Annotated in this window: 14 protein-coding genes and 1 pseudogene; 12 read left to right on the top strand and 3 right to left on the bottom strand. The window is 56.3% G+C overall.

The features are described from left to right. Positions 1 to 486: pseudogene (locus BMZ91_RS19385) on the bottom strand (hypothetical protein); the annotation flags it as partial. A 285-nt stretch (positions 487 to 771) separates the two neighbouring features. Between BMZ91_RS19385 and BMZ91_RS19380 the strand changes: the two are divergent. From BMZ91_RS19380 to BMZ91_RS19360, 5 genes are all read left to right on the top strand, one after another. Continuing rightward, on the top strand, positions 772 to 5,592 hold the full coding sequence (locus BMZ91_RS19380; protein WP_177193932.1) for a glycosyltransferase family protein: 4,821 nt from the start codon (positions 772 to 774) through the stop codon (positions 5,590 to 5,592). 5 nt (positions 5,593 to 5,597) lie between these two features. Next, positions 5,598 to 7,763 carry a heparinase II/III domain-containing protein gene (locus BMZ91_RS19375; protein ID WP_092842254.1) on the top strand — a complete coding sequence of 722 codons (2,166 nt, stop codon included), beginning with the start codon at positions 5,598 to 5,600 and terminating at the stop codon, positions 7,761 to 7,763. A 503-nt stretch (positions 7,764 to 8,266) separates the two neighbouring features. Next, positions 8,267 to 9,913: a CgeB family protein gene (locus BMZ91_RS19370; RefSeq protein WP_092842253.1), complete on the top strand. Its 1,647-nt coding sequence runs from the start codon at positions 8,267 to 8,269 to the stop codon at positions 9,911 to 9,913. Between the two features lie 294 nt (positions 9,914 to 10,207). Continuing rightward, positions 10,208 to 12,211 carry a glycosyltransferase gene (locus tag BMZ91_RS19365; protein WP_092842252.1) on the top strand — a complete coding sequence of 668 codons (2,004 nt, stop codon included), beginning with the start codon at positions 10,208 to 10,210 and terminating at the stop codon, positions 12,209 to 12,211. A gap of 109 nt (positions 12,212 to 12,320) precedes the next feature. After that, complete coding sequence (locus tag BMZ91_RS19360; RefSeq protein WP_092842251.1) at positions 12,321 to 13,076, top strand: sulfotransferase; 756 nt, start codon at positions 12,321 to 12,323, stop codon at positions 13,074 to 13,076. 185 nt (positions 13,077 to 13,261) lie between these two features. Here BMZ91_RS19360 and BMZ91_RS19355 read toward each other — a convergent pair whose 3' ends face one another. Both BMZ91_RS19355 and glmM read right to left on the bottom strand, forming a co-directional pair. Continuing rightward, the gene (locus BMZ91_RS19355; RefSeq protein WP_092842250.1) at positions 13,262 to 14,878 is read right to left on the bottom strand and encodes a glycosyltransferase; all 1,617 of its coding nucleotides are present in this window, start codon (positions 14,876 to 14,878) and stop codon (positions 13,262 to 13,264) included. 47 nt (positions 14,879 to 14,925) lie between these two features. Then, positions 14,926 to 16,266, bottom strand: coding sequence for a phosphoglucosamine mutase (glmM, locus tag BMZ91_RS19350; protein ID WP_092842249.1), 1,341 nt, complete (start codon positions 16,264 to 16,266; stop codon positions 14,926 to 14,928). A 209-nt stretch (positions 16,267 to 16,475) separates the two neighbouring features. On the opposite strand from glmM, the gene wecB reads away from it, so the two are divergent. From wecB to BMZ91_RS19315, 7 genes are all read left to right on the top strand, one after another. Continuing rightward, positions 16,476 to 17,591: a non-hydrolyzing UDP-N-acetylglucosamine 2-epimerase gene (gene wecB / locus BMZ91_RS19345; protein WP_092842248.1), complete on the top strand. Its 1,116-nt coding sequence runs from the start codon at positions 16,476 to 16,478 to the stop codon at positions 17,589 to 17,591. A 24-nt stretch (positions 17,592 to 17,615) separates the two neighbouring features. Next, positions 17,616 to 18,872 (top strand): UDP-N-acetyl-D-mannosamine dehydrogenase, encoded by a 1,257-nt coding sequence (wecC, locus tag BMZ91_RS19340; protein WP_092842247.1) that lies wholly within the window; start codon positions 17,616 to 17,618, stop codon positions 18,870 to 18,872. Between the two features lie 189 nt (positions 18,873 to 19,061). Beyond that, a complete protein-coding gene (gene rfbC / locus BMZ91_RS19335) occupies positions 19,062 to 19,625 on the top strand; it encodes a dTDP-4-dehydrorhamnose 3,5-epimerase (protein ID WP_092842256.1) in 564 nt (187 codons plus the stop codon). A 2-nt stretch (positions 19,626 to 19,627) separates the two neighbouring features. Continuing rightward, the gene (gene rfbB, locus BMZ91_RS19330) at positions 19,628 to 20,665 is read left to right on the top strand and encodes a dTDP-glucose 4,6-dehydratase (RefSeq protein WP_092842246.1); all 1,038 of its coding nucleotides are present in this window, start codon (positions 19,628 to 19,630) and stop codon (positions 20,663 to 20,665) included. A gap of 33 nt (positions 20,666 to 20,698) precedes the next feature. Beyond that, a complete protein-coding gene (gene rfbD / locus BMZ91_RS19325) occupies positions 20,699 to 21,553 on the top strand; it encodes a dTDP-4-dehydrorhamnose reductase (RefSeq protein WP_092842245.1) in 855 nt (284 codons plus the stop codon). After that, positions 21,550 to 22,443, top strand: coding sequence for a glucose-1-phosphate thymidylyltransferase RfbA (gene rfbA / locus BMZ91_RS19320; RefSeq protein ID WP_092842244.1), 894 nt, complete (start codon positions 21,550 to 21,552; stop codon positions 22,441 to 22,443). The genes rfbD and rfbA overlap by 4 nt, the downstream gene beginning before the upstream one ends. A gap of 3 nt (positions 22,444 to 22,446) precedes the next feature. Continuing rightward, complete coding sequence (locus BMZ91_RS19315) at positions 22,447 to 23,385, top strand: glycosyltransferase (protein WP_092842243.1); 939 nt, start codon at positions 22,447 to 22,449, stop codon at positions 23,383 to 23,385. The last annotated feature ends 21 nt before the right edge of the window (positions 23,386 to 23,406 follow it).

Genomic DNA, 23,406 nt, shown 5'->3' with positions numbered 1-23,406 from the left:
CTCTTCCGAGAGCGCCTCTTTTTCAGCGGTTCGGGCGGTCAGCTCATCCCGCAACGCATCGGCCCGGGCTTCAGCGGCGGCCTGCGCATCCTGGGCTTCCGACAGGTCGGCATGCCGCATTGCGCGCTGCGTCTCCAAATCCTCCCGGAGGCGGGCGATCGTTGCATTGCGATGGGCAACCTGAAGGCTCAACTGCCGCATCAGCTCATTCTGTGCGCTCAGCTCTTTCGGCTTCTCTCCGGCCAGGGGGCGGGCCTGACGGCTTCGCTCCAACAGGGCGCGTAGCTCTTTCGTTTCCGCCTCCAGGGTTTCGTTTTGATGAGCGGCGTCCTCAGCGGCCTGTTTCCAGCGTTCTGCCTTTGTGGCCGCTTGCTCCAGATCATATTCCAGCCGCTCCAGTTGCACCTTCATCAGCCATGTATCGAGCGGGTTTTCTGTATCGTTGCCCGAGGCGTCCGGCTCGTTTTCCAGTCGGCGAATCTTCATGATTTCTTATCCTCGAACATGTTCTGCAGATTTGCCACCTGTGAACCTTCCGGTCGGAAAATGGAAGCTGGAAGGTAGTATTTCCGGGCGGGGCATGATTATGATAGCGTGGTATAAAGTGCTTTTTTTGCCAGTTCAAATATTATAAGGAGCGCTTATTATAAGGAGCGCTCAGAATAACAACAATATTTTGCGGATGGAGTGTATCTTATTATGTGTGCTGCTCTGATTACATCCGCCGCCGCATCTGAGGTCCATAAGCAAGAAAACAGTGTCGGCCCGCCGATGGTCCGGGATCATGTCGCGCGGGTGTATCTTGACAAATGGCGCGCGCAGGCGGCAATCAAGGAAACACGCCACCGCATCCATTGGATTGCCGCACAGGTCCGGGGTACGCGGGTTCTCGATGTTGGAACCAGTGAGGGTATCCTGCCGGTTCTGCTTGGGCGAGAGGGGTTTCAGGTTGTTGGTATAGACATCGATGCCGACGCGATTACGCAGGCTCAAACCATACTGGCAGCAGAAGCGGAGACGGTGCGCGAGCGGGTGGAATTTCGCAATACCAGCCTTTTTCAGGACAAGGTCGAGGTGCCGTTTGATACAGTTGTTCTGGGCAATGTTCTGGCGCATGTTTCCAATATATCGAACTTCCTGCGCATGGCCGTCGGACATCTTGATGACGGTGGGCGTTTGATACTGACGACACCTTTCGGTGTTCAACCTCACCCGGACATCAAGCACAGTTTTCTCCTTAGTGATATCGAGCAGGCGCTGAATGGCTTTGGCAAGATAGAATTGCTGGATGTCTCGGACGGGCATATACGGGCGATTTTGCTTAAGGATGCAGTCGATACGGCTGAGGGCACGTCTTTGGTTACGCCTTTGCTGGCACAGACCGAGCGCGCCATTTTTGAGGCCCAAACGCACCTTTGGCGGCGGATCAGTGATGCCGAGGCGCTTTTGCAGCAGGTCAGCGAAGAGCGTGAAAGCGAATTGCAGCGCGCCACCCGCGCCGAACGGGCCTATCAGGAATTGAAACTGGAGTTTGACCAGCGCCTGACGGAGTTTGAGAGCCAGAAAGACCAGTTGCAGATCCTCAATACCAATTTGCGACGGGTAGAGGCGGGTCAACAGGATGAGAAACTGTCCGCTGAACGGGCGCGCGAGCAATTCATTGCTTCGCGCGCGGATCTGACGACAGAAAAGAAGCTCCACGAGGCGACAGTTGAACGGCTGACCGAGTGGAAACAGCGCCTGAATGACCTTGTTGCCGAAAGCGCAGCGCTTCAAAGTGAGCTTGACACCCTGCGCGGCGAGAAAGAGGCCCTGTCCGACGACCTGTCCGCGGTGCAGGCTGCGGGTGCGGCGTCCGAGGATCAGCTGGCAACGCTTCAAGAGGCATATCTTTATCTTGAAGAGAAAAACCGCGCACTTTCGCATCAGGTTGACGAGGCTGATTTGAAACGTTCCGCCGCAGGTGAGGCTGAAAACCTGCGTGACACCGTAGAAGACAACTCTGCGCAGAAACTTCTGGAGCAGGCCGACAGGTTGGGCGGGGGTATTGGCCATCTGCTGCGCAATCTGGAAAGCGATATTGGCCAGGTCGCAGAACAGTGTCTGCAATATGCTCGGGATCTGCGCCGCGACGATCCCGAAACAAGTTACTGCCTGACGGCAATCGCCAACGATCTTGCCCCAGGGAGCTGGGCCACAAAGGCACTCGGTTTCAGCCTTCTGCAGGCGGGCTTTCCGGCCCGCGCCATGGAAATACTCCGTCAGGTTCAAGGAGAGGATGCCTTGGGGTTTTCTTCGTTGGAGCAACGGCAATTCGATAAGCTCGCGGCAGCGGCCGAAACGGAAGATTGGGACAGGGTCGCAAACATTGCAGATCACAAGCTGACGGGGTCGCCCCTGCGTGTGGCGACGATCATGGATGAGTTCACCTATAATTCCTACGCGCCGGAATGCGACCTGATGCAGCTCACGCCGGAGGCCTGGGCGCAGGAGCTGTCAAATTTCATGCCGGAAATGCTGTTGATTGAATCCGCATGGCGTGGCAAAGGCGAAAAGTGGGGGTCGAAAGTTGGCCACCTGAGCTCGGAACTCCGGCACATTATCAGCTGGTGTAAGGAGCGCGGGATTCCGACGGTTTTCTGGAACAAGGAAGACCCGGTTCATTTCGAGACGTTCCTGACAACCGCGAACCGGTTTGATATGGTCTGTACGACAGATATCGATTGTATCGGCCGCTACAAGACGGCCCTCGGGCATGACCGGGTGTATTTCCTGCCCTTCGCCTGTCAGCCCGAAGTACATAATCCGATCGAGCTTTATAATCGAAAAGATGCCTTTTGTTTTGCCGGGGCATATTACGTGCGCTATCCGCACCGGACCCGCGATCTGGAAGGGTTTGTCCAGGGCTTGCCTGATTTCCGCCCGATAGAGATTTTTGACCGCAATTTCGGCAAGGATCACCCCGATTATATGTTCCCCGAGGCCTATCAGAAATACATTGTAGGGTCCTTGCCCCCGGAACAGATCGACCGGGCCTATAAGGGCTACCGTTTCGGGATCAACCTGAATTCCATCAAGAACTCGCAGACGATGTTTGCCCGCCGGGTCTATGAGCTGCTGGCCTCCAATACGGCCACGATCAGCAACTATTCCCGTGGTGTGCGCCATATGTTCGGGGATCTGGTGATTTCCAGTGACAACAGCGATGAAATTCTGCAGCGGCTTCAGGATGCCGATCTGGAACGGTTGCGCCTTGCCGGGCTGCGTAAGGTCATGCTTGAGCACACCTATGGTGTCCGGATGGCCTATATTGCCGAAAAGCTTGGCCTGGAAACCGGAGGCAACAGCCTGCCGCCGGTCACGGTTGTGGCCTACGCGGGTAGCCGCGCGGAGGTATCCGCCATTCAGGCCCAGGTTGACCGTCAGAAAGACGTGTCGGCAACGCTGGTTCTTGTGCTCGCGTCAGATATTGCCGACCTGGCCGATGAGATCACCACAGATACAGTCATGGCCCTGCCTGAGGCGCGCGCCGAGGCGTTACATCTTGGGGATGTGACACCTGACGATGCCCGGATCGCCCCCATGGTGGCCGGGGACTATTATGGAGAGCATTACCTGCTCGATCTGGTTCTGGCGACGCGGTACAGCACTGCGGCTGTCATCGGAAAAACCGCGTACCATGCGCTGACGGATCAAGCACCGGCGCTTTCCAACCCGGATGCTGCTTACCGTCCGGCAGACAGTGTGATGCTGCGCCGGTCTCTGATTGAGCGACGGCTGGTCGCGGCCGAACCTCTGGCGCTCTGGGCTCAGGCCCTTCCCGGCGCGCGGCTTGCGGCGGGGTCCGGAGATGGGCTTGGGATCGACGCGTTCAACTATTGTGAAGAGGGCAGCGGGGCAGATGGGGCGCCACGTCCCGGTGTTGCGCAAATTGTCGATGATCTACCCGGGCTGGACGCGGGATGTACGCTATCAGAGCTTGTTGTGAATGCGGAAAATACGGCGCCAGCGCAAGAGGCGGTTATTGGCGCGCCTGTCGTTGAGGGGCGCCGGTTACTTGACAATGTGCCCGCCGTTGCCAATGGCAGCGTTACCTGGAAGGCGGATGGCAAGGATCTGTTTGTCAGATCCACTCTGCCCGAAGGCGAGCATATCTATATTTACCAAACCGAAAAACACGCCATCGGTGATGTTGTCCAGGATGGTCAGCTAAGGGTTTTTCTTGAAACAACGCCAGGACTCAACTTGCAATGGGTGACGCTTTTTCTGGATGAAAACAAGCAGCGGCTCGGCCATGTGATGGCGTTTGCCAATCGCAACACGCTGGCCGAGCCACCCGAAGGCACCGTCTGGGTGCGCTTTGGACTCAGAGTCTATACCTCAGGGCAAGTGACGGTTCAGCGTCTTATTCTGGGGGAGCGCCCCCCGTACCCCACACCTATTCTCAGTAAGGCCCGCACGCTTGTGCTGACCAATCACTACCCTTCATACGAGGATATCTACCGTAACGGGTTTGTTCACAGCAGGGTCAAGGCTTATCTGACCCGCGATCAGAAAGTGGATGTCTTCCGCCTGCGCCCGGATCACGATCTGGCGTTTCATGAGTTCGAGAATGTCGATTGTATGACGGGCCCCCCCGAACAGCTTGATATGATGCTGGGGCAGGGCATCTACGAAACGGTTTGTGTCCATTTCCTGGATGAGGCGATGTGGGATGTCCTGCAACCGCATCTGGCCACGGGCCTGCGTGTGATTGTCTGGGTTCACGGATCTGAGATACAGCCCTGGTGGCGGCGCGAATACAATTATAACACAGAATCTGAACTGGAAGCCGCAAAGTCAGTCAGTGACCAGCGCCTTGCCTTCTGGCGCCGGGCTTTGGCGGAACTGCCTGACAATCTGAAATTGGTCTTCGTATCGCAGTATTTTGCAGATGAGGTTATGGAAGACCTCGAGATAGCGCTGCCGACATCCAGCTATTCGGTGATTCACAATCCGATTGATAGCGAGATATTCAGGTACGTACCCAAAGAGCCCGAACAGCGGCTGAGAATTCTGTCAATCAGGCCCTTCGCTTCTGCAAAATATGCGAATGACCTGTCGGTCAAAGCCATTCTGGAGCTTCGTGAAAAGCCGTTTTTCGAGGAATTGGAGTTTCGCATCATCGGGAAAGGAAAACTGTTTGATGAAATTCTGAAACCTTTGCGCGGCATCAAGAATGTGATAATCGAAGAGGGCTTTCTTGCGCAGGCGCAAATTGCAAGGCTGCACCGGGAATACGGTATATTTCTCAATCCCACGAGGATGGATGCGCAAGGCGTTTCGCGCGATGAGGCAATGAGTTCTGGTCTGGTGCCGGTGACAACCGATGTGGCGGCTATTCCCGAATTTGTCGATGAATCCTGCGGGTTTATGGCGGAAGCCGAAGATGCAAGCGGGTTGGCGCAGGCCATCGAGACGCTTTATCACGATCCCGAGCGCTTCTTGGAAATGTCAAAGGCGGCGGCCGACCGGGTGCGGCGGCAAAGTGCTGCGGCGCTGATAATTGACAGGGAAATAGACTTGTTTACCGTCCCTTCTAAAACGGACTGATACAAATGCCGGAAACAAAGAATGAGGCTACGGTCGCACGACAGAACGCACCGCCCTGCCTGGCAGATCGGAAACTGGTTTCATTCTCCAAATTCAATGCAACTGAGTCAGACAACGCAAATATGTTATCTGGGGAACATCTTTCCGGTGATGGAACGCACACGGCATCCGAAGACCATATAACATCAGCGTTTTCCGGTAAAACCGGCAGCTATCAGCTACGGCTTGCATTACCTGAACCCGAAACAGCGAACGGTGTTGGCGCCCACATTCGCCTTCGGGGATGGGAAAGCATTGAATACGTTGGCATCGGGTACACTTGGGACAACACATTTCAACATGTGAAGGTTGTTAATCCCGTTTGGGATCACTGGTTTGATTTTCTTGTTGGGCACCATGATCTGGCCTGGGGTTGGCGTAACAACTGGGAGAGCCCCGAAGACCGGCCCATCAAGGATATCCGTCTTTACATCAAGGGAAACCCGGGGACCGAAGCCTTTCTGGATGTCAGCGAGATGCTGCTCTGGCAGGAAGACGTGGACGGCATGGAAGACCTTCTCGGCCCTGACCGCCGCCTTTCCTCCCGCGTGCTGCATGCTGTACGCGATTACAACAAGAAGTGCTTTCTGTCATATAAGGAACAGGCACAGGGTTTCCTTGAAACCGGACGCTGCCCTCTGATCAACGGCACGATGCTCGACTGGCCAGCATCAGCGCCCCTCCCTCTGGATCTTGAAAAGACCGGCACCTATCAGTTTTCCTGGCATGCACAGCATGCAGCGACCATGCTGATGCTTTACGCCCATGAGACCGGTGATATACCATCTCTTTTTTCCGCCCACAGTTTGATCTCGCATTGGTTGGAACAGAGCTTTTTCAAACCCGATGCGAATATAAAATATGCCTGGTATGATCATGGCACCGCCGAACGCTGTCTGGCGTTCGTGCAGATGTATGATATCGGGCAGCAAAACGGATTTGACCACCGCTTCATGGCACAGCTGCGCCTGGCCATCTTTCGCCATGCCCAGCTTTTGGCGTCGGAAGTTTTCTATGCCGGGCATCAGCGGATACGATATCACAATCATGCTTGGTTTCAGGATCTTGCTTTACTTGCGGTTTGTCTGGCCTTCCCTTCATGGCCCTGCGCTGAAACATGGGTCAAAACAGCGCTCTGGCGGCTGGAAGATCAGTTTGCGGTTCTGATCCGGCGTGACAATGGCTATTCCGTTTTTGTCGAGAACTCCATCGGCTACCATCAGGGTGTACAGCGGATTGTGGAGTTTGCAGGTGTCCTGACCACGCTGAGTGACCGGGAAACGGAAATCCCGGAAATAGCACAGGAACTGAAGGCGTTTTCCGACTTCTTTCGCTATCCGGATGCGCGGCGCACCCTGTCGCAGGGAGACACCTTTCGCCTGCCCAATCTGGATGAACCCAATCCCCGCGGTCAGATGCCTTATGGCACACCTGAGGTAACGGTTTTGCCCGAGACGGGTTATGCGATCGTGAAGAGCGATCATGCAGAGCATCCTTTCATGCTGACAATGCTGGCGACCTCCCTGTCACGCACCCACAAACATGAGGACAATCTGTCCTTCACGCTCTATTTCGATGGGCTGGAATGGTTGATTGACCCCAGTTTTCATTCACATGAGTATGATGCGCCCATCCCGGCCTACCTGCGGTCAGCCGCCGCGCATAATTGCGTGTTTCTGCCAGACACCCCCTATAGCATTGATCCCGGCCTGACCCGGTTGGAGGGCAGGCGTGACGGCAATACATGCCAGCTAAGCGGCACCCATGAGGGCTATGAGGGCATGACCCTGTCGCGGCGGCTGACCTGCGCCCTTGACCGGTTGGAGATTTCCGGGTCCGATATCCTTTCAGAGCCCTGTGAAGGCGCGCAGCTACGCTTTCATTGTGGCGAGCATGTTTCGGCAGAAATTGAAGAAGGCCGGGTTCTTCTGACCCATCCAGGATCGGACTTCATCCTTGTTCTGGAGGTCGCGGACGCCTCGGTCGAGCGCGTGCGGGGCGGCGACGAGCCCCCCCGGATGGGAGGGCTGGTTGGCCATGGCTTCATGGAACACGGCGCTATTGATACGCTGATTTTTGATGTAGCAGGTCGTTCACAGGTGGACTGGCGTGTTTATGCGAAAGAGACATAGAACTGCCTTGGGGCAGATCTGAAAACGGGATGATATTTTCATGAAAATAATAAAGCAATTTGGCCTGCAACGCAGTGGCACAAATGCCCTGCGGGCCATTATTGAAGAAAATTGCAACCAATATCCTGGGCGCCAATCATGCACTAACTTTCAATTTGGACCACTCAAGTGGGGCTGCTCAGATTTTGCCGTGGGAAGGTCGGATTTCGGGAGGCATGCGATTATTATCTTTAGGATAGGCCTTGCGGAGTAAGTTAAGCTAAAAGTATACCGTTTTTGAAAACAAAAGGCCATGTATAACTGTTGAGCCATGACGCCCTCCCAGCTCATTGGTATATAGGTCAAAATATTGACATATAAATCAAATCGACTAACAAGCTTTTGCCGCCGGACCTGTCGGTCAAGAAGCATTTCCCGTAATGAGCATGGGGCTGCGGCAAGCGGTTCATAAAAGGGCAACCTTTGACAGACGGCATGAATAATCGCTTCAGGGAAAGAACGTCATGAATCAGCACAGCAAGCCATCAAATGTGCAGGGGCTGTTGGCGGCAGCGCGCTTCCTGGCTGATGCGGGGCGCACAGACTCGGCGGCTTTCTTGCGTCAAGGACTGGAGCGCGAACGAGTACTAGCCGCCGCCTGCAGATCCCGCACCGATCGGGACGGGGATGCAGCGGTACCCAGATCCACATCTGTGCGGGCCGTCACGGTCCTTGATGAGTTCTCAACCAATAGTTTCGCTGATGCGTTTCATAATACGGCGCTTCTGCCCGACCATTGGCGCGCGCAGTTCGAAGAGGCCCGTCCGCAGATATTCTTTTGTGAATCCGCTTGGTCAGGGGCCGACAGCCAGCAGCGCCCTTGGAAGGGAAAAATTTACGCCAGCACCAATTTCCCAAAGGAAAACCGCGGTATATTGCTGGAAATCTTGGCCCATTGCCGGAAGAAGGGCATTCCAACCGTTTTCTGGAACAAGGAAGACCCCACGCATTATTCCGACCGCATCCATGATTTCGTCAAGACGGCGACCGAATTCGATCACGTCTTTACTACCGCTGTTGAATGCGTCGAGCGATACAAGGCCGATTACGGCCTGAAAAGCGTTCATGCCCTGCCATTTGCGACCAATCCGGCCCTGTTCAATCCGATCGATACAGGGTCGCGGTCGGATGCGGTCACCTTTGCAGGCAGTTGGTATGCCAATCACCTGGAACGCTCGGAGCATATGCACGATATCCTGCGCGGCCTGCGAGCCGCCGGATATGATTTGGAAATCTATAACCGGTATCACGGCGACGGCGATCCGCTGCATGCCTGGCCCAGCGAATACACCCCCTTCGTGCGTCCCGCAGTTCCCCATGATCAGATAGCGGATGCTTACAAAAGCAGTCGACTGGCGCTGAACATCAACACGGTGACGCAGTCGCGCACGATGTTCGCGCGCCGGGTGTTTGAGCTGATGTCATGCAACACGTTGGTGCTGTCCAACTACAGCGTCGGCGTGGAGGACATGTTCGGCAGCGACGTGATTTTCTGTGATAGCGACCCGCAGCGCCTGGCCACGCTAAGCGGTGACGATATCGACGCCATCCGCGAGCGTAACCTCACACAGGTTTTGGCGCATCACACATACCGGCACCGCTGGGAAGAGATTCTCACGCGGATCGGCTTCGCCCATCGCCCTGCAGCAGAAGATATTTGCGTGGTTTGGCCCGTGCATAAGCTGGGGGATGCTGAAATCGCCCTGGGCTGGTTTCAGCAAGAGGCGGACCTGTCCCGCGATCAGCTGCTGCTGATGGCGATGGACGCCATGGAGCCGCTGGAGATCGCCACGCTTTACGAAAAGTTCAATCGTTACGGTATCACCGTCACATCCCTGCACCACGCCGAGACGTTGGCGATAGAGGGCCGCTACGCTCCGGTGGAAACGGATCATATCGCGCTGATAGAGCCTGAGGCCCTGCCGCCCCCCGGCTGGCTAGCCCGCGCGCGCTTGCATCTGCAATATGCGGCGGGGATGGTAATCGAGCCGGCGAAAGAACCACAGCTTCGATACAAGACACAGACCACGCCCGGGGCATCTATCATCTTGTCTTCTCAAACGGTACTGTCCGGTTTGCTTGCGCAGACTACCAAGTTTTACGCCGTCTGACAGGCGAATGTTATCAGCTGATAAGACTATGAAATGGTAGAGCCCGTATAAAGCCGTGTTCCCCTCATAGAGCTCTCGCCAGTTTTCCAACGAAAAATATTAACAAAATTGGATCAGATAATTTTGGAGAATATGTTGGGTATTATTGGTGCGAGAGAGATGGTTCAAAGATGAAAACTTTCATGGATTGTTACTTTAAGGATTAATGATGATAACCTCCGCTCATAGTGACACATCTCGTGTTATTGGCCTGCAGGCAGCCTGCCACCCGATATTAATGAAGCAGATAGCTTTATGTTAAATAGCGCTCCCATTCAAACCAGCCTACCAAGAATCTCGCTCATCATCCCGTGCCACAACGCGCTTGGCAAGATCGGGCGATGCCTTGCGTCGCTGCGCCGGATTGATCTGGCGCCGACGCAATATGAGGTCATTTTTGTCGATGACTGCTCGAGTGATGGTACCTACCAGATGTTGCAGGACCAATGTGCCGACGTCGATCACTGGCGCGTAATCAGGATGGGCGCGAATAGCGGCTCGCCCTCCGCGCCACGTAATAGGGGGGTGGTCGAGGCGCAGGGCGACTATATCTTTTTCCTCGATTGTGATGACGAAATCCTGCCCGACACGCTGCGGCTTCATTTGGCCCATGCACAGCGCACAGGAGCCGATATTGTCCGCGGCCACCTGATTGCCGAAAGCAACGGTGCGCAGAAGGTATTGAACCGGATTCAAGGCTGGTCCGATACGCTGAGCAAGGCGGAGCGCATCAGCCTGATTGTCGGGAGCCAAAGCACGACGGTTTGCAACTTAATCCGAACCAGCCTGTTGCGGGAAAATGAACTGTTTTGGCGTAGTGATCTGCGTATGGGAGAGGACACGTTGTTTCTGATCACGGTTCTCGCTGCTGCGGACCGGATTGAGTATATAGACCACCCGACATTTATCTACGTGAAAACTCCCAGCTTTACACCGTCCAGCACCCAAAGTTACGGCAATCGCGAATTGCGCGATCATCTAACTGTCTGGCGCGGCGCGGCGGCCGCGATGCACCCCTTGGGAATAGACTATATCGCGCTGCGCCTTCAGATCGGGCTGCAGACGGCGCTGCACTCGATGATTTTCGTCAATCGAGGCGATATCACGGATGAGACCTTTCACAGCCTGTCGGTGTTTCTGAACGAGTACCGCTCACAGGTTGAAGCTTTTGGATTTTCCCGCCGCCTGAAAGATCTGATCGAGATTGCCGGGCGCAACGATCCTCGGGCATTCGCGCGGGCCTGTCGGCCACGTCTGCTGATCGCCGGATATGATTTGAAATTCATTACGGCCGTCGTTCCGCATCTTGAACAAATCTATGACCTGCGCCTAGATGAATGGAGCGGTCATGACAGCCATGATGAGCAGGCCAGCCGCGCCGCGCTGGACTGGGCCGACCTGATCTGGTGCGAATGGCTGCTGGGGAATGCGGTTTGGTATTCACGCAACAAGAAGCCGCATCAACGGTTAATCGTTCGCATGCATCGCTTTGAACTGGGCCGCGATTTCGGGGACAGGATGGATGTAGACCGGGTCGATTCCGTTATCACTGTGTCCACACTGTTTCTGGAGCGGATGTTGGAACGGTTTCCCAATATTCCGCGTTATAAGGCGCGTTTGCAACATAATTACATCGAATCTGCTGCCTATGTAAAAAGCCATGATCCAGATAGGCGGTTCCGCCTTGGGATGATTGGAATTTTACCCGCGCGAAAGGGATTTGAGAAATCCTTGTCGATTTTGCACAAGCTGCGCCAACACGATCCGCGCTATACGCTGGATATTTTCGGCAAGGCCGCGCAGGATTTGCCTTGGCTTATGAATAACACTGAAGAAGCCACTTATTTTCAGAGCTGCGCCGAAAAAATTTCCAATATAGGGTTGGAAGATGCCGTGAAATTCCATGGGCATGTTGATGTGTGCCAAGAATTGGCAGCGCATAATGTCGGCATCATATTATCCTTGAGCGCTTCAGTCCGAGATTTTCCTTGTTTTGAGAGTTTTCATTTGGCCGTTGCTGATGCGTTTGCTTCGGGTGGTGTCGGGTTGGTGCGCTACTGGGAGGGGGCAGAATTCATCTGGCCAGACCGGATTATCCTTCCGTCCGAGGAGGCAATTGTTGATCGTATTCTGTCCTATCGGTCAGATTTTGAGGCCTATCTGCGCGATTGTGACATCGGTGCAAAATTTATAGAAGAACGTTATAATATTAATAAGTTCATTTCATCGATGCAGGATTACTTTCGGGAAAAGGCTTGAGCCTGAAATGAGTAATTATTGAGAATAGTATGATGTAAGAAAATGACGCTTTGCGCTACAGGTCGGCCTAATAATTATTTGTAATTGCAAGAAAGAGAAGAATATCGAAATGGTAAGAGATGTGAAAGAAAAGCCATTGATTGTTTGTGGGATGGGCCGTAGCGGAACTAGAACGGTTGCAGATATTCTTTCTTCGCACGGAAATATTCAATTATATGGCGAAATTCCACCGCAAATGATTGTATCATTCTTTAATCACCTCACTACGGTGGATAGAGGATATCTTAAAAATGAATCCTTTTCTGAAGATTGGAAAAGCAGGAAGTCTGACTATATATTTCAAACCCTAAATTTTTTATCTAAAGGGTATATAGAAAAAGTAAAGCATTCCAGAACAGTATGTGGATATAAGTCGCCCCGACACGAACGGTTTTTCTTAGATATTGAAAAGCACTTTCGTAGTGTAGATTTAAGTCCACATTATATATACTGCATCAGGGATCCTCTGACATGCTGGGCATCCTATAAGTCTATGCCGTGGAACTCTTTTACACTTGAAACCTTTATGGAAGATTACAAGCAATCTATTAGTGAATATTTTTCTATGAAAGAATCTGCTGGTGATCGAGTGCATATATTCAAACTGAACGAATACATGGAAGCGCCTGACCGCGTCACTTTTTTTCTATCCCGTTTCCTGAAACCACTGGGGGTAAGTGATGATGGTCGGGTCAGGAAAACTATTTTGTCAGATCAAAACCGAAATGCAACATCGACGGTCATCGGAAAGAAACGCGAAACCCTTTCGGTGGAGGAAACACAAATACTAAAAGATGATGCAAACCTATGGTCCGTTTTCACTTAGGGCCTGTTAACCAAGGCGCTCATCAGAAAAGCGGCGGCGCGAACATATGACCAGCTATGGCAGGCAGTTGGTCACGTCTGTGACCTCTTCACCGACGAAGAATACTACAACTTCTTCAAAGCCGCAGGATACAAAACTGATTAAACGCAACATGCTCTGAGCAGCTCTCAAATAGCGCAGGATTTTCAGGGGCCCGCAAGATGCTGAAGCGCAACCGCCAGCTTGTCGGCGGTCCGCTCCCAGCTCCGATGTGCAAGAACCCAACGCCGCCCTTCCTGACCAAGCCGGTGACGCAGAGCCTCATCTTCCACAAGCCTCTCAAGAGCTGCCGTTAACGCACCTATATCTCCCTTGAGGAACACAAGGCCGGTTTCATTGTCACTGATCATACCGGTCAGCCCCGCGACCGAAGACACCACAACAGCCTTTTCCATAGCCAGGGCTTCCAGAGGCTTGAGAGGAGATACAAGTTCGGTCACCGGCTGGGATTTGCGCGGGAAGGGCGCAATATCTATCAAGGAATAATAGCGACCGACATCGTCATGCGGCACACGGCCCGGCAAGATCAGCCAATCGTCCACCCCCTGTTCCTGCGCAATTCGTTTTATCTTCTCGGTGATCGGGAAAGCCCCGGCGGCATCCGGCGGCTCGCTGCCGATCAGCAACAGGCGAAAAGCGCGGCCACTGCGACGCAGGGCGGCACAGGCAAGCGTCAGGTCATCAAGCCCCTCATATTGGATGAAGGACCCGACGTAGCCGATCACAGGCACATCTGGCGGCAAGGCGAGCGCGCGCATCAGCGCCACATCCCGCGGGATCGGGACAAACCTGTCTGGATCGCAGGAATTGGGCACCAGGCTGATCCGCCCAGGGTCAACGTCCCGAGCGATCAGCTCATCGCGCATGGGTTCGGTCAGGGTCAGCACAGCCTCGGCGGCCCGGGCGGTTTCGACCTCCAGAAACCGTTCCTGACGGCCGGTGGTCGTCAGCGCATAGGCCGGGTTGCGCGAGGCATGGGTGATTTCCCAGAAGCCCCGGACTTCGTAGACAAAAGGAAGGCCGGCTGCATGGGCGGCAAGGCAAGCGGGCAAGGCGGTTGTGTGGTTGGAGGCCGCCACCACACAGGCCGGACGATGGCGGCGGATTTCTGCGCCAAGGCGTTTGGCAGCCTCGTCCAGATAATCAACCGATGCGTGGGCCATGTGATCGCTTGGCCGCCGGGGAAATGCAGCCCAGGTGGGGGTGGAAATATGATGATAGACCACCCCATCAATTGCCTGCTCCAGCGGGATATCATGACCAGGATCGTCATTGGGGAAAAGATCAAAAGGAAACCCCGGGCGGGTTAGGCAGACAAGGTCTACCCCGCGTTTCAAAAGCGCCTTTGCAAGGCCATGGCTGCGGGTCGCATAGCCATCGCTGGCATAAGGAACGGACTGGTGCAGCACATAAAGAACGCGCCCCGACACAGGGGAAAGGTCCAGCGACTGCCGATTTTGCAACCGCCCCGCCAGCTCTGCGGCCCGAAGCGGGCCGGAGCGGACATCTTCAATGAAAGCCCGTACACCCGGAGCGCTGCCGCCGCTCGCGGCCAGCCGGGGCAAAGCCTCATTCAGACAGTCCAGATCGTAGAGGTTCAGGGCGCCCTCGCAAAGCGCTCTGAGCGTCTCGGTATCGCGACACAAATCAACCGCTTCATGCAGAATATTGAGCGCCGCATCATCGCCGACCTCGGCCAGAAAGCGCCCGGCCCGGGCAAGACCATGGGCAATCTCCCGGCTTTGATCCTGTCCCGCGGTCATGGCGCCCGGCCTGTCCAAAGGGTTTTTTGGATCCGCGCCATCACGGCTTAACCATGTAGGGTAACTTTTTCCACAATCTGCTCAACAACCTGATCAAGAAGCGCCGGATCAAGGCTCTCACCCATCACCCGGATCAACGGTTCTGTCCCGGATTTGCGGATCAGAAGGCGGCCTTTATCGCCAAGTTTCACTTCACCCTCGGCGATGGCCTCCCGAACGGCTTCATGTTCCAGAGGGGTGCTGCCGACGCTGTAGCGAACATTGCGCAAAAGCTGGGGAACAGGATCAAACTGCCGGGTCAGTTTGCTGGCCTTCTCGCCGCTTTCCTTCAACAGCGCCAGAAATTGCAGCCCGGCCACCAGCCCATCGCCTGTCGTGGCGTGATCTGTCAGAACAATATGGCCGGATTGTTCACCACCCATATTGTATCCGCCGTTCCGCATCGCTTCGACCACATAGCGGTCTCCGACCGGTGTGCGCAGCAGTTTGATACCCTGAGCGGCAAGATGTCGTTCCAGACCAAGGTTGGACATGACCGTCGCCACCAGGGTGTTATGATTGAGCCGACCGGCCTGTGCCCACCGCCCAGCCAGCAACGCCATGATCTGATCGCCATCCACAACGGTACCGGTTTCATCCAGCACGATGATGCGGTCGGCATCGCCATCAAGGCAGATCCCGGCATCGGCGCCGGTGTCGCGCACAGCCTGCGCCGCCTGTGCCGGACTGGTCGAGCCGCAGTCGGCATTGATATTGTACCCGTTTGGCGACACGCCCAGAGAAATGACGTCCGCACCCAGCTCCCACAGCACTTCGGGGGCGGCATTGTAAGCCGCGCCATTGGCGCAATCGAGTACGATTTTCAGACCGTGAAACCGGGTCCGGTCAGGCACGGTTGTCTTGGCATATTCCACATAGCGCCCGGAAGAATCATTGAGGCGTGTGACACGGCCAGGCTGGCCATCAAACGTCCCGAACCGCCTGCCGACAAGTATCGATTCAATTTCGGTTTCGACAGCATCGGACAATTTATAACCATCGGGGCCGAAAAACTTGATACCGTTGTCGTGGTACGGATTGTGCGACGCTGAAATCATAACCCCCAGGTCGGCCCGCATGGAGTGGGTCAGCAGACCGACAGCCGGGGTTGGCAGGGGGCCCAAGGCAAACACATCCATCCCCGCCGAGGTAAACCCGGCGGTCATGGCATTTTCCAGCATGTAACAGGAGCGGCGGGTATCCTTGCCGATCACCACACGGTGGGTTTTGGTGTCCGCGTTGAAATACTGGCCAACGGCCTGAGCCAGCTCAACCATGAAACCCGCTGTCATCGGGTAAACATTCGCTTTGCCCCGGATACCGTCCGTGCCGAAAAATTTACGCGTCATATGATTTGACCCTTAACCCGGTTTCATAGCGTTATATAAAGCATTAAAGCCTTTATAACGCCGCCATGCGATTGACAACGCGATTGCCCGTACCCTGCGATATTTTGCTGGCAGAACCCGACCCTGAGCTTCATGGTTTCAGGTTGTAATTTTTCATAAAATAAGCAAAGCACGCGCTAAACGCCATTTTACTGACAAGGGGCGCTGTTTTGAAAGTACTTATAGTTTTCGGCACCCGCCCTGAAGCGATCAAAATGGCGCCTGTCGTAAAGCGCCTCAAGGCAACGGAAGGTCTTGAGGTCGATGTCTGCGTGACCGCCCAGCATCGCCAGATGCTGGATCAGGTGCTCTCACTTTTCGGCATTGAACCGGATTTCGACCTCAACGTGATGAAGCCCGGGCAGGACCTGACCGACATCACCGCAAATATCATCCTTGCCCTGCGCGATATCCTCAAAGACGGGCAATATGACCGCCTGCTGGTGCATGGCGATACGACAACCACAATGGCCGGGGCGCTGGCGGCATTTTATGCCCAGATCCCGGTTGGCCATGTCGAGGCCGGTCTTAGAACCGGCAATATCTACGCCCCCTGGCCGGAAGAGATGAACCGGATGATTGTCGGGCGCATTGCCGATATGCACTTTGCCCCGACAGAGACCGCCCGCCAGAGCCTTCTGGCCGAGAACGTGGCCGATGATGCAATCATTGTGACCGGCAATACGGTCATTGATGCCCTGCAGGACGTTGTGGCCCGGTTTGACGCAGACCCGACGCTGGATGCACAGATGCAGGCGCGCTTTCCCTTTCTCGACAATGCCCGCCGTCTGATCCTCGTGACCGGGCACCGACGTGAGAATTTCGGCACGGGGTTTGAAAACATCTGCCATGCGCTTCGCGACATCAGCGAACAGGGGGATGCCCAGATTGTCTATCCCGTCCACCTGAACCCCAATGTACAGGCCCCTGTAAAACGGATTCTGGGCGAGACCGCTGCTGTCCATCTGATTGAGCCGCAGGATTACCTGCCGTTCGTCTGGCTGATGAGCCGGGCACATCTGATCATCACCGATTCCGGCGGCGTGCAGGAAGAAGCCCCCTCGCTTGGCAAGCCGGTTCTGGTGATGCGCAACACCACGGAACGCCCCGAGGCTGTGGCGGTCGGCACTGTCCTGCTGGTCGGCACGGACAGCGACAAGATCCGCGACACCGCCCTGCATCTGCTGAATGATCCAGAGGCCTATAATGCAATGGCCCGCGCCCTCAATCCTTATGGTGATGGCCGGGCAGCCGAACGTATAGCTGACGCGTTGACACGCCGGTAACCGAGATGAACAAGGAGTTTCCCGATGTTTGAACGTATTTCCATGATCGGCCTCGGGTATATCGGCCTGCCTACGGCTGCGTTGTTTGCGGCCCACGGCACCAAGGTAATCGGTGTTGATGTATCGCCGCATGTGGTGGACACGATCAATGCCGGGAAAATTCACATTGTTGAGCCAGAGCTTGACGGCATCGTGCACAAGGCGGTGACCGATGGCATGCTGCACGCCACGCTTGAGCCCGAAACCGCCGATGCGTTCATCATCGCGGTGCCGACCCCCTTCAAGGCTGAGTATCAGCCGGACCTGAGCTATATCCAGTCCGCCACGAACATGATTGCCCCGGTCCTGAAGAAAGGCGACCTGGTGATCCTCGAAAGCACCTCGCCCATCGGGGCGACCGAGCAGATGTCGGCGTGGCTGGCGCAAGCCCGCCCCGATCTCAGCTTTCCGCAAACGGCCGGAAATGATGCTGACATTCAGATCGCCCACTGCCCCGAGCGGGTGCTGCCTGGCCATGTGGTGCGCGAACTGGTCGAAAATGATCGTATCATCGGCGGCATGACGGAGCGCGCCAGCGAAATGGCCGTGGCCATGTACAAGAAGGTGGTGCAAGGGGATTGCGTTGTCACCAATGCCCGCACCGCGGAAATGTGCAAACTGACCGAGAACAGCTCTCGCGATGTGCAGATTGCCTTTGCCAACGAGCTTTCGATCATCTGCGACAAGTTCGATATCGACGTCTGGGAATTGATCAGCCTGGCCAACCGTCACCCGCGGGTCAATATCCTGCAACCCGGCGCCGGGGTCGGTGGACACTGCATTGCCGTGGACCCCTGGTTTATCGTGGCATCAGCCCCTGACGAGGCCAAGCTGATCCGGGCGGCCCGTGAAGGCAATGACAGCAAACCCGGCTGGGTTTTGCAAAAGGGCAAAGAGGCCGTGATGGAGGTTCTGAGCGCAGAACCCTCGCGCAGCATGTCAGATATCAAAGTGGCCTGTCTGGGGCTGGCCTTCAAACCCGACATCGACGATCTACGTGAAAGCCCCGCCCTGCAGATCACCCTCGGTTTCGGTAAGCTGGGCTGTCAGGTGCTGGCGGTTGAGCCGCATATCACAGAGTTGCCCGCCAGGCTGAGCGGTGGGACAATTGCCCTTACCCCGCTGGAAGAGGCGATTGCGCAGGCCGATGTCATCTGTGTCCTGGTCAAGCATTCGGTTTTTGCCGACCTGAAAGAAGCGCTGACAGGGTCCGCCCGCCTGATTGATGTGGTGGGGCTGTAATCCGTCAGGATATTTTGCAAGGCAATACCTCTGCCAGGCCCTTATCCTGGGGCCTGTACAGATGTAAATTTGCAAACGCCTAGGCAATAAGGCCCTGCACGGTCTTTGTCTCTGGCGGAATTCTCTCCGATTTGGCACAAAGCACGGCGGGTTGCAGTGGCAGGGAAAAATTTTGCGAAAGAGGGCCGGATGAACGTTGAACAGACCACGCTTGATGGGGTCGTGATCCTGACACCCGCCCGCCATGGGGATGACCGTGGGTTTTTCTCCGAAAGCTGGAATCGCAAGCGCCTGACCGAGGCCGGGCTTGACTATGATTTCGTACAGGACAATCACTCCCTTTCCGCACAGACAGGCACGGTTCGCGGGCTGCATTTTCAGGCCCCGCCCCATGCTCAGGCCAAGCTGGTGCGCTGTGGCCGGGGGCGGCTTTTTGACGTTGCCGTCGACATCCGCCAGGGCAGCCCCACCTACGGACAGTGGACCGGCGTCGAACTCAGTTTTGAGAATGGGCGCCAGTTGCTGATCCCCGCCGGCTTCCTGCATGGGTTCATCACCCGCGAGCCCGATACCGAAATCATCTATAAATGCAGTGATTATTATGCGCCGGAGTGCGATGGCGCCGTGCGTTTTGATGATCCTGACATTGGCATCGACTGGGGCGCGGCCACCGGACAGGCCATCCTGTCGCAAAAAGATGCCGCCGCCCCCCGTCTGGCCGATATCCACTCCCCTTTCACCTACGAGGCGTGAGCATGAAACTGCTGGTGACAGGCGGGGCAGGGTTTATCGGGTCAGCGGTGGTGCGCCAGGCGATCGCCCGCGGGCACCGCGTGGTCAATCTGGATGCGCTGACCTATGCCGCCTGCCTGGGAAACGTGGCCTCGGTGGCGGATCACCCGGATTATGCCTTTGAGCACGCCAATATCTGCGATCCGGCGGCACTGGAGCGGATCTTTTCCACCCACCTGCCGGATGCTGTCATGCATCTGGCGGCCGAATCCCACGTCGACCGCTCGATTGATGGCCCCGGTGCATTTATCGAGACCAATGTCACCGGCACCTTCAACCTGTTGCAGGCCGCCCGTGCCCACTGGGAGCGCAGGGGGCAGCCGGAGAATTTCCGCTTTCATCACATCTCGACCGATGAGGTCTATGGCAGTCTGGGGCCAACCGGCCAGTTCACCGAAAGCACCCCCTATGATCCGCGCAGCCCCTATTCGGCCTCCAAGGCGGCCAGCGATCACCTGGTGCGGGCCTGGCATGAAACCTACGGGTTGCCGGTTCTGCTGACCAACTGCTCGAACAATTACGGGCCTTATCATTTTCCCGAAAAGCTGATCCCGGTGATCATCCTCAATGCCCTGGCCGGTAAACCGCTGCCGATCTATGGTGATGGCTCAAACGTGCGGGATTGGCTCTATGTGGAAGATCATGCTGATGCCCTGCTGACAGTGCTGAACCGGGGGCAGGTCGGGCGCAGCTACAATATCGGCGGCGAGAACGAGCGCAGCAACCTCGAGCTGGTGCAGATGTTGTGCGATATCCTGGACGAGCTGCGCCCGGGCGCGCACCCCTATGCCGATCTCATCACCTTCGTAAACGACCGCCCCGGGCACGATGCCCGCTATTCGATTGATCCCACCCGCATCCGCACGGAACTGGGCTGGCGGCCCGGTGTCACCATCGAAGAGGGGCTGCGACGGACGGTGCAATGGTATCTAGACAATGAGCCGTGGTGGCAGGCCCTGTTGAATCGCGACGGCGTGGGCAGCCGTCTTGGTACGGGCTAAGGCCCGCTTGCAGAGAAAGAAAGGGCCACCGACATGAAAATCCTGGTCTTTGGCAAAACTGGACAGGTGGCGCGCGAGCTCCAGCGCTCCCCTCAGGGCCATGACATCGAGGCCCTGTCGCGTCAGGATGTCGACCTGAGCGATCCGGCGGCCTGTGCCGCCCTGATTGAACACAGCGATGCCCGGGCCGTGATCAACGCCGCCGCCTATACCGCTGTAGATCACGCGGAAAGCGAAGAAGCCCTGGCCACTGTCATAAACGCCGACGCCCCCGGCGCCATGGCGCGGGCCTGTGCCGCGCGCGGGCTGCCGTTTTGCCATGTCTCAACAGATTATGTCTTTGATGGCACCGGCACCGGGCCGCGAGCCCCGTCCGATCCGGTGGCCCCGCAAAACGCCTATGGCCGCAGCAAGCTAAAGGGGGAGGGGGCCGTTCGCGCCGCCGGTGGCAGATCTGCCATTCTGCGGACCTCCTGGGTCTTCTCAGCCCACGGGAGTAATTTCGTGAAAACCATGCTGCGCCTCAGCGAGACCCACGACGCCCTGAACGTGGTTGCCGACCAGATTGGCGGACCAACCCCTGCGGCCGACATCGCAGCGGCGCTTTTGGGTATGGTACGTGCGATGGCTGCGGGGCAGGGTGGGGGGCTCTATCATTTCAGTGGTGCGCCCGATGTCGGCTGGGCCGGCTTTGCCCGGGAAATTTTCGCTCAGGCGGGCCGGGATGTGGCTGTGACCGACATTGCCACAGCGGCCTATCCCACACCCGCCGCGCGGCCATTGAATTCAAAACTTGACTGCGCCGCATTGGCGGATGATTTCGGGATTATGCGCCCGGACTGGAAGGCCGGGCTTGCCGGTGTGTTGAAAGAACTGGGGGTGGCATGACGATATCACGCAAAGGCATTGTCCTCGCGGGCGGATCGGGCACGCGGCTTTACCCGATCACCATCGGGCTCAGCAAACAGCTGCTGCCGGTCTATGACAAGCCGATGATCTTCTATCCGCTTTCGGTTCTGATGCTGGCCGATATCCGTGAGATTGCAATCATCACCACACCGCAGGATCAGGACCAGTTCCGTCGTCTTCTTGGGGATGGCAGTCAATGGGGCCTTGCCTTTACCTATATCGAACAACCCTCGCCCGACGGGCTGGCCCAGGCCTATCTTCTAGCGGAATCCTTTCTGGACGGTGCCCCCTCCGCCCTGGTTCTGGGGGATAATATCTTCTATGGTCACGGCCTGTCCGAACAACTGGCGGCGGCCACAACCCAAACGTCAGGCGGGACAGTCTTTGGATATCGCGTGGCAGATCCGGAGCGTTATGGCGTGGTCGAATTTGACACGACCGGGCGCGCGGTCTCCATCATCGAAAAACCCCAGGCGCCCAAGTCCGATTATGCGGTGACCGGGCTCTACTTTCTGGATGGTGAAGCGACCGAACGGGCCAGACAGGTCAAACCATCCGAGCGCGGTGAGCTGGAAATCACCACTTTGCTGGACATGTATCTGAGCGATGGCAAGCTGTCGGTCGAACTTATGGGGCGCGGCTATGCCTGGCTGGATACAGGAACACATGCCAGCCTGCTGGATGCCGGTAATTTCGTACGAACCCTGGAGCAACGCCAGGGCCAGCAGGTCGGATGTCTGGAAGAGATCGCCTATACCAAGGGCTGGATCGATGATAGCGCTCTTTCAGAGCGTATCTGGCTGTTTCGGAAAACCGATTATGGCCGTTATCTTGAGCGCCTCAGACATCAGCCCGGCCCGAAAAACTGATCCATGACCACACCCTCCTCACCGCATGTCGTCATCCTGATGGCCGTCTACAATGGCGCCGCCAACCTGCAGGATCAGCTCGACAGCCTGGCCGGGCAGGATCACCCGGACTGGCATTTGATCAGCAGCGACGATGCCTCGACAGATGACAGTCCGGCTCTTCTGGAAGAGTTTTCCAAGGCGCACCCGGTAACCTGCCTTGCCGGGCCCTGTCGGGGTGGGACGGAAAATTTCATGTCGCTGATACGCCGGGCGCCCGATCATGGCGCCCCCGGACATTGGCTGGCCTTCTGCGATCAGGATGATGTCTGGTTGCCTGACCGGCTGTCCCGAGGTATTGCCGCCCTGCGTTCAGGAGACCCCGAACAGCCCGCGCTTTACTGCAGCCGCACCTGGATCACGGATGAACACCTCCGGAACCGGCGACTCTCTGCCCCCCGACCCCGGCCGCTGTCTTTCCGCAACGCGCTTGTCCAGAACATCGCATCCGGAAATACGATATTGCTCAACCCGGCAGCTGCGACGCTGATTGAAGCCGCAGCAAGGAAAACAGGCCCGGTGGTCGTCCATGACTGGTGGGCCTATCAACTCATCACCGGGGTGGGCGGGCGGATTGTCCATGATGATCAGCCAACGCTGCTTTATCGCCAGCACGCGGTGAACCAGATCGGGGCGAATGACACCCGGTCCGCTCAGATCAAGCGCATCTGGCAATTGCTGCGCGGCAGCTTTCGGGACTGGAACGAGACAAACATCAAAGCCCTGTCTTGCGTCAAACCGCAACTTACACCGGAAAATCAGCAAGCTCTGGTGGCATTTGCGGATGTGCGCCGCGGCCCCTTACCGACCCGTCTGGTCGGGTTGTGGCGGCTGGGGTTATATCGCCAGAGCCTGGCAAGCACGCTGGCGTTGTGGGTTTCTGTTCTGCTGAAACGCATTTAAATAACATAACAATGATTATGC

The organism is Roseovarius lutimaris (assembly GCF_900115165.1).
Lineage (GTDB): Bacteria > Pseudomonadota > Alphaproteobacteria > Rhodobacterales > Rhodobacteraceae > Roseovarius > Roseovarius lutimaris.
The sequence above is the reverse complement of the archived record's forward strand: the minus strand, read 5'-3'. Positions and strand labels throughout refer to the sequence as shown.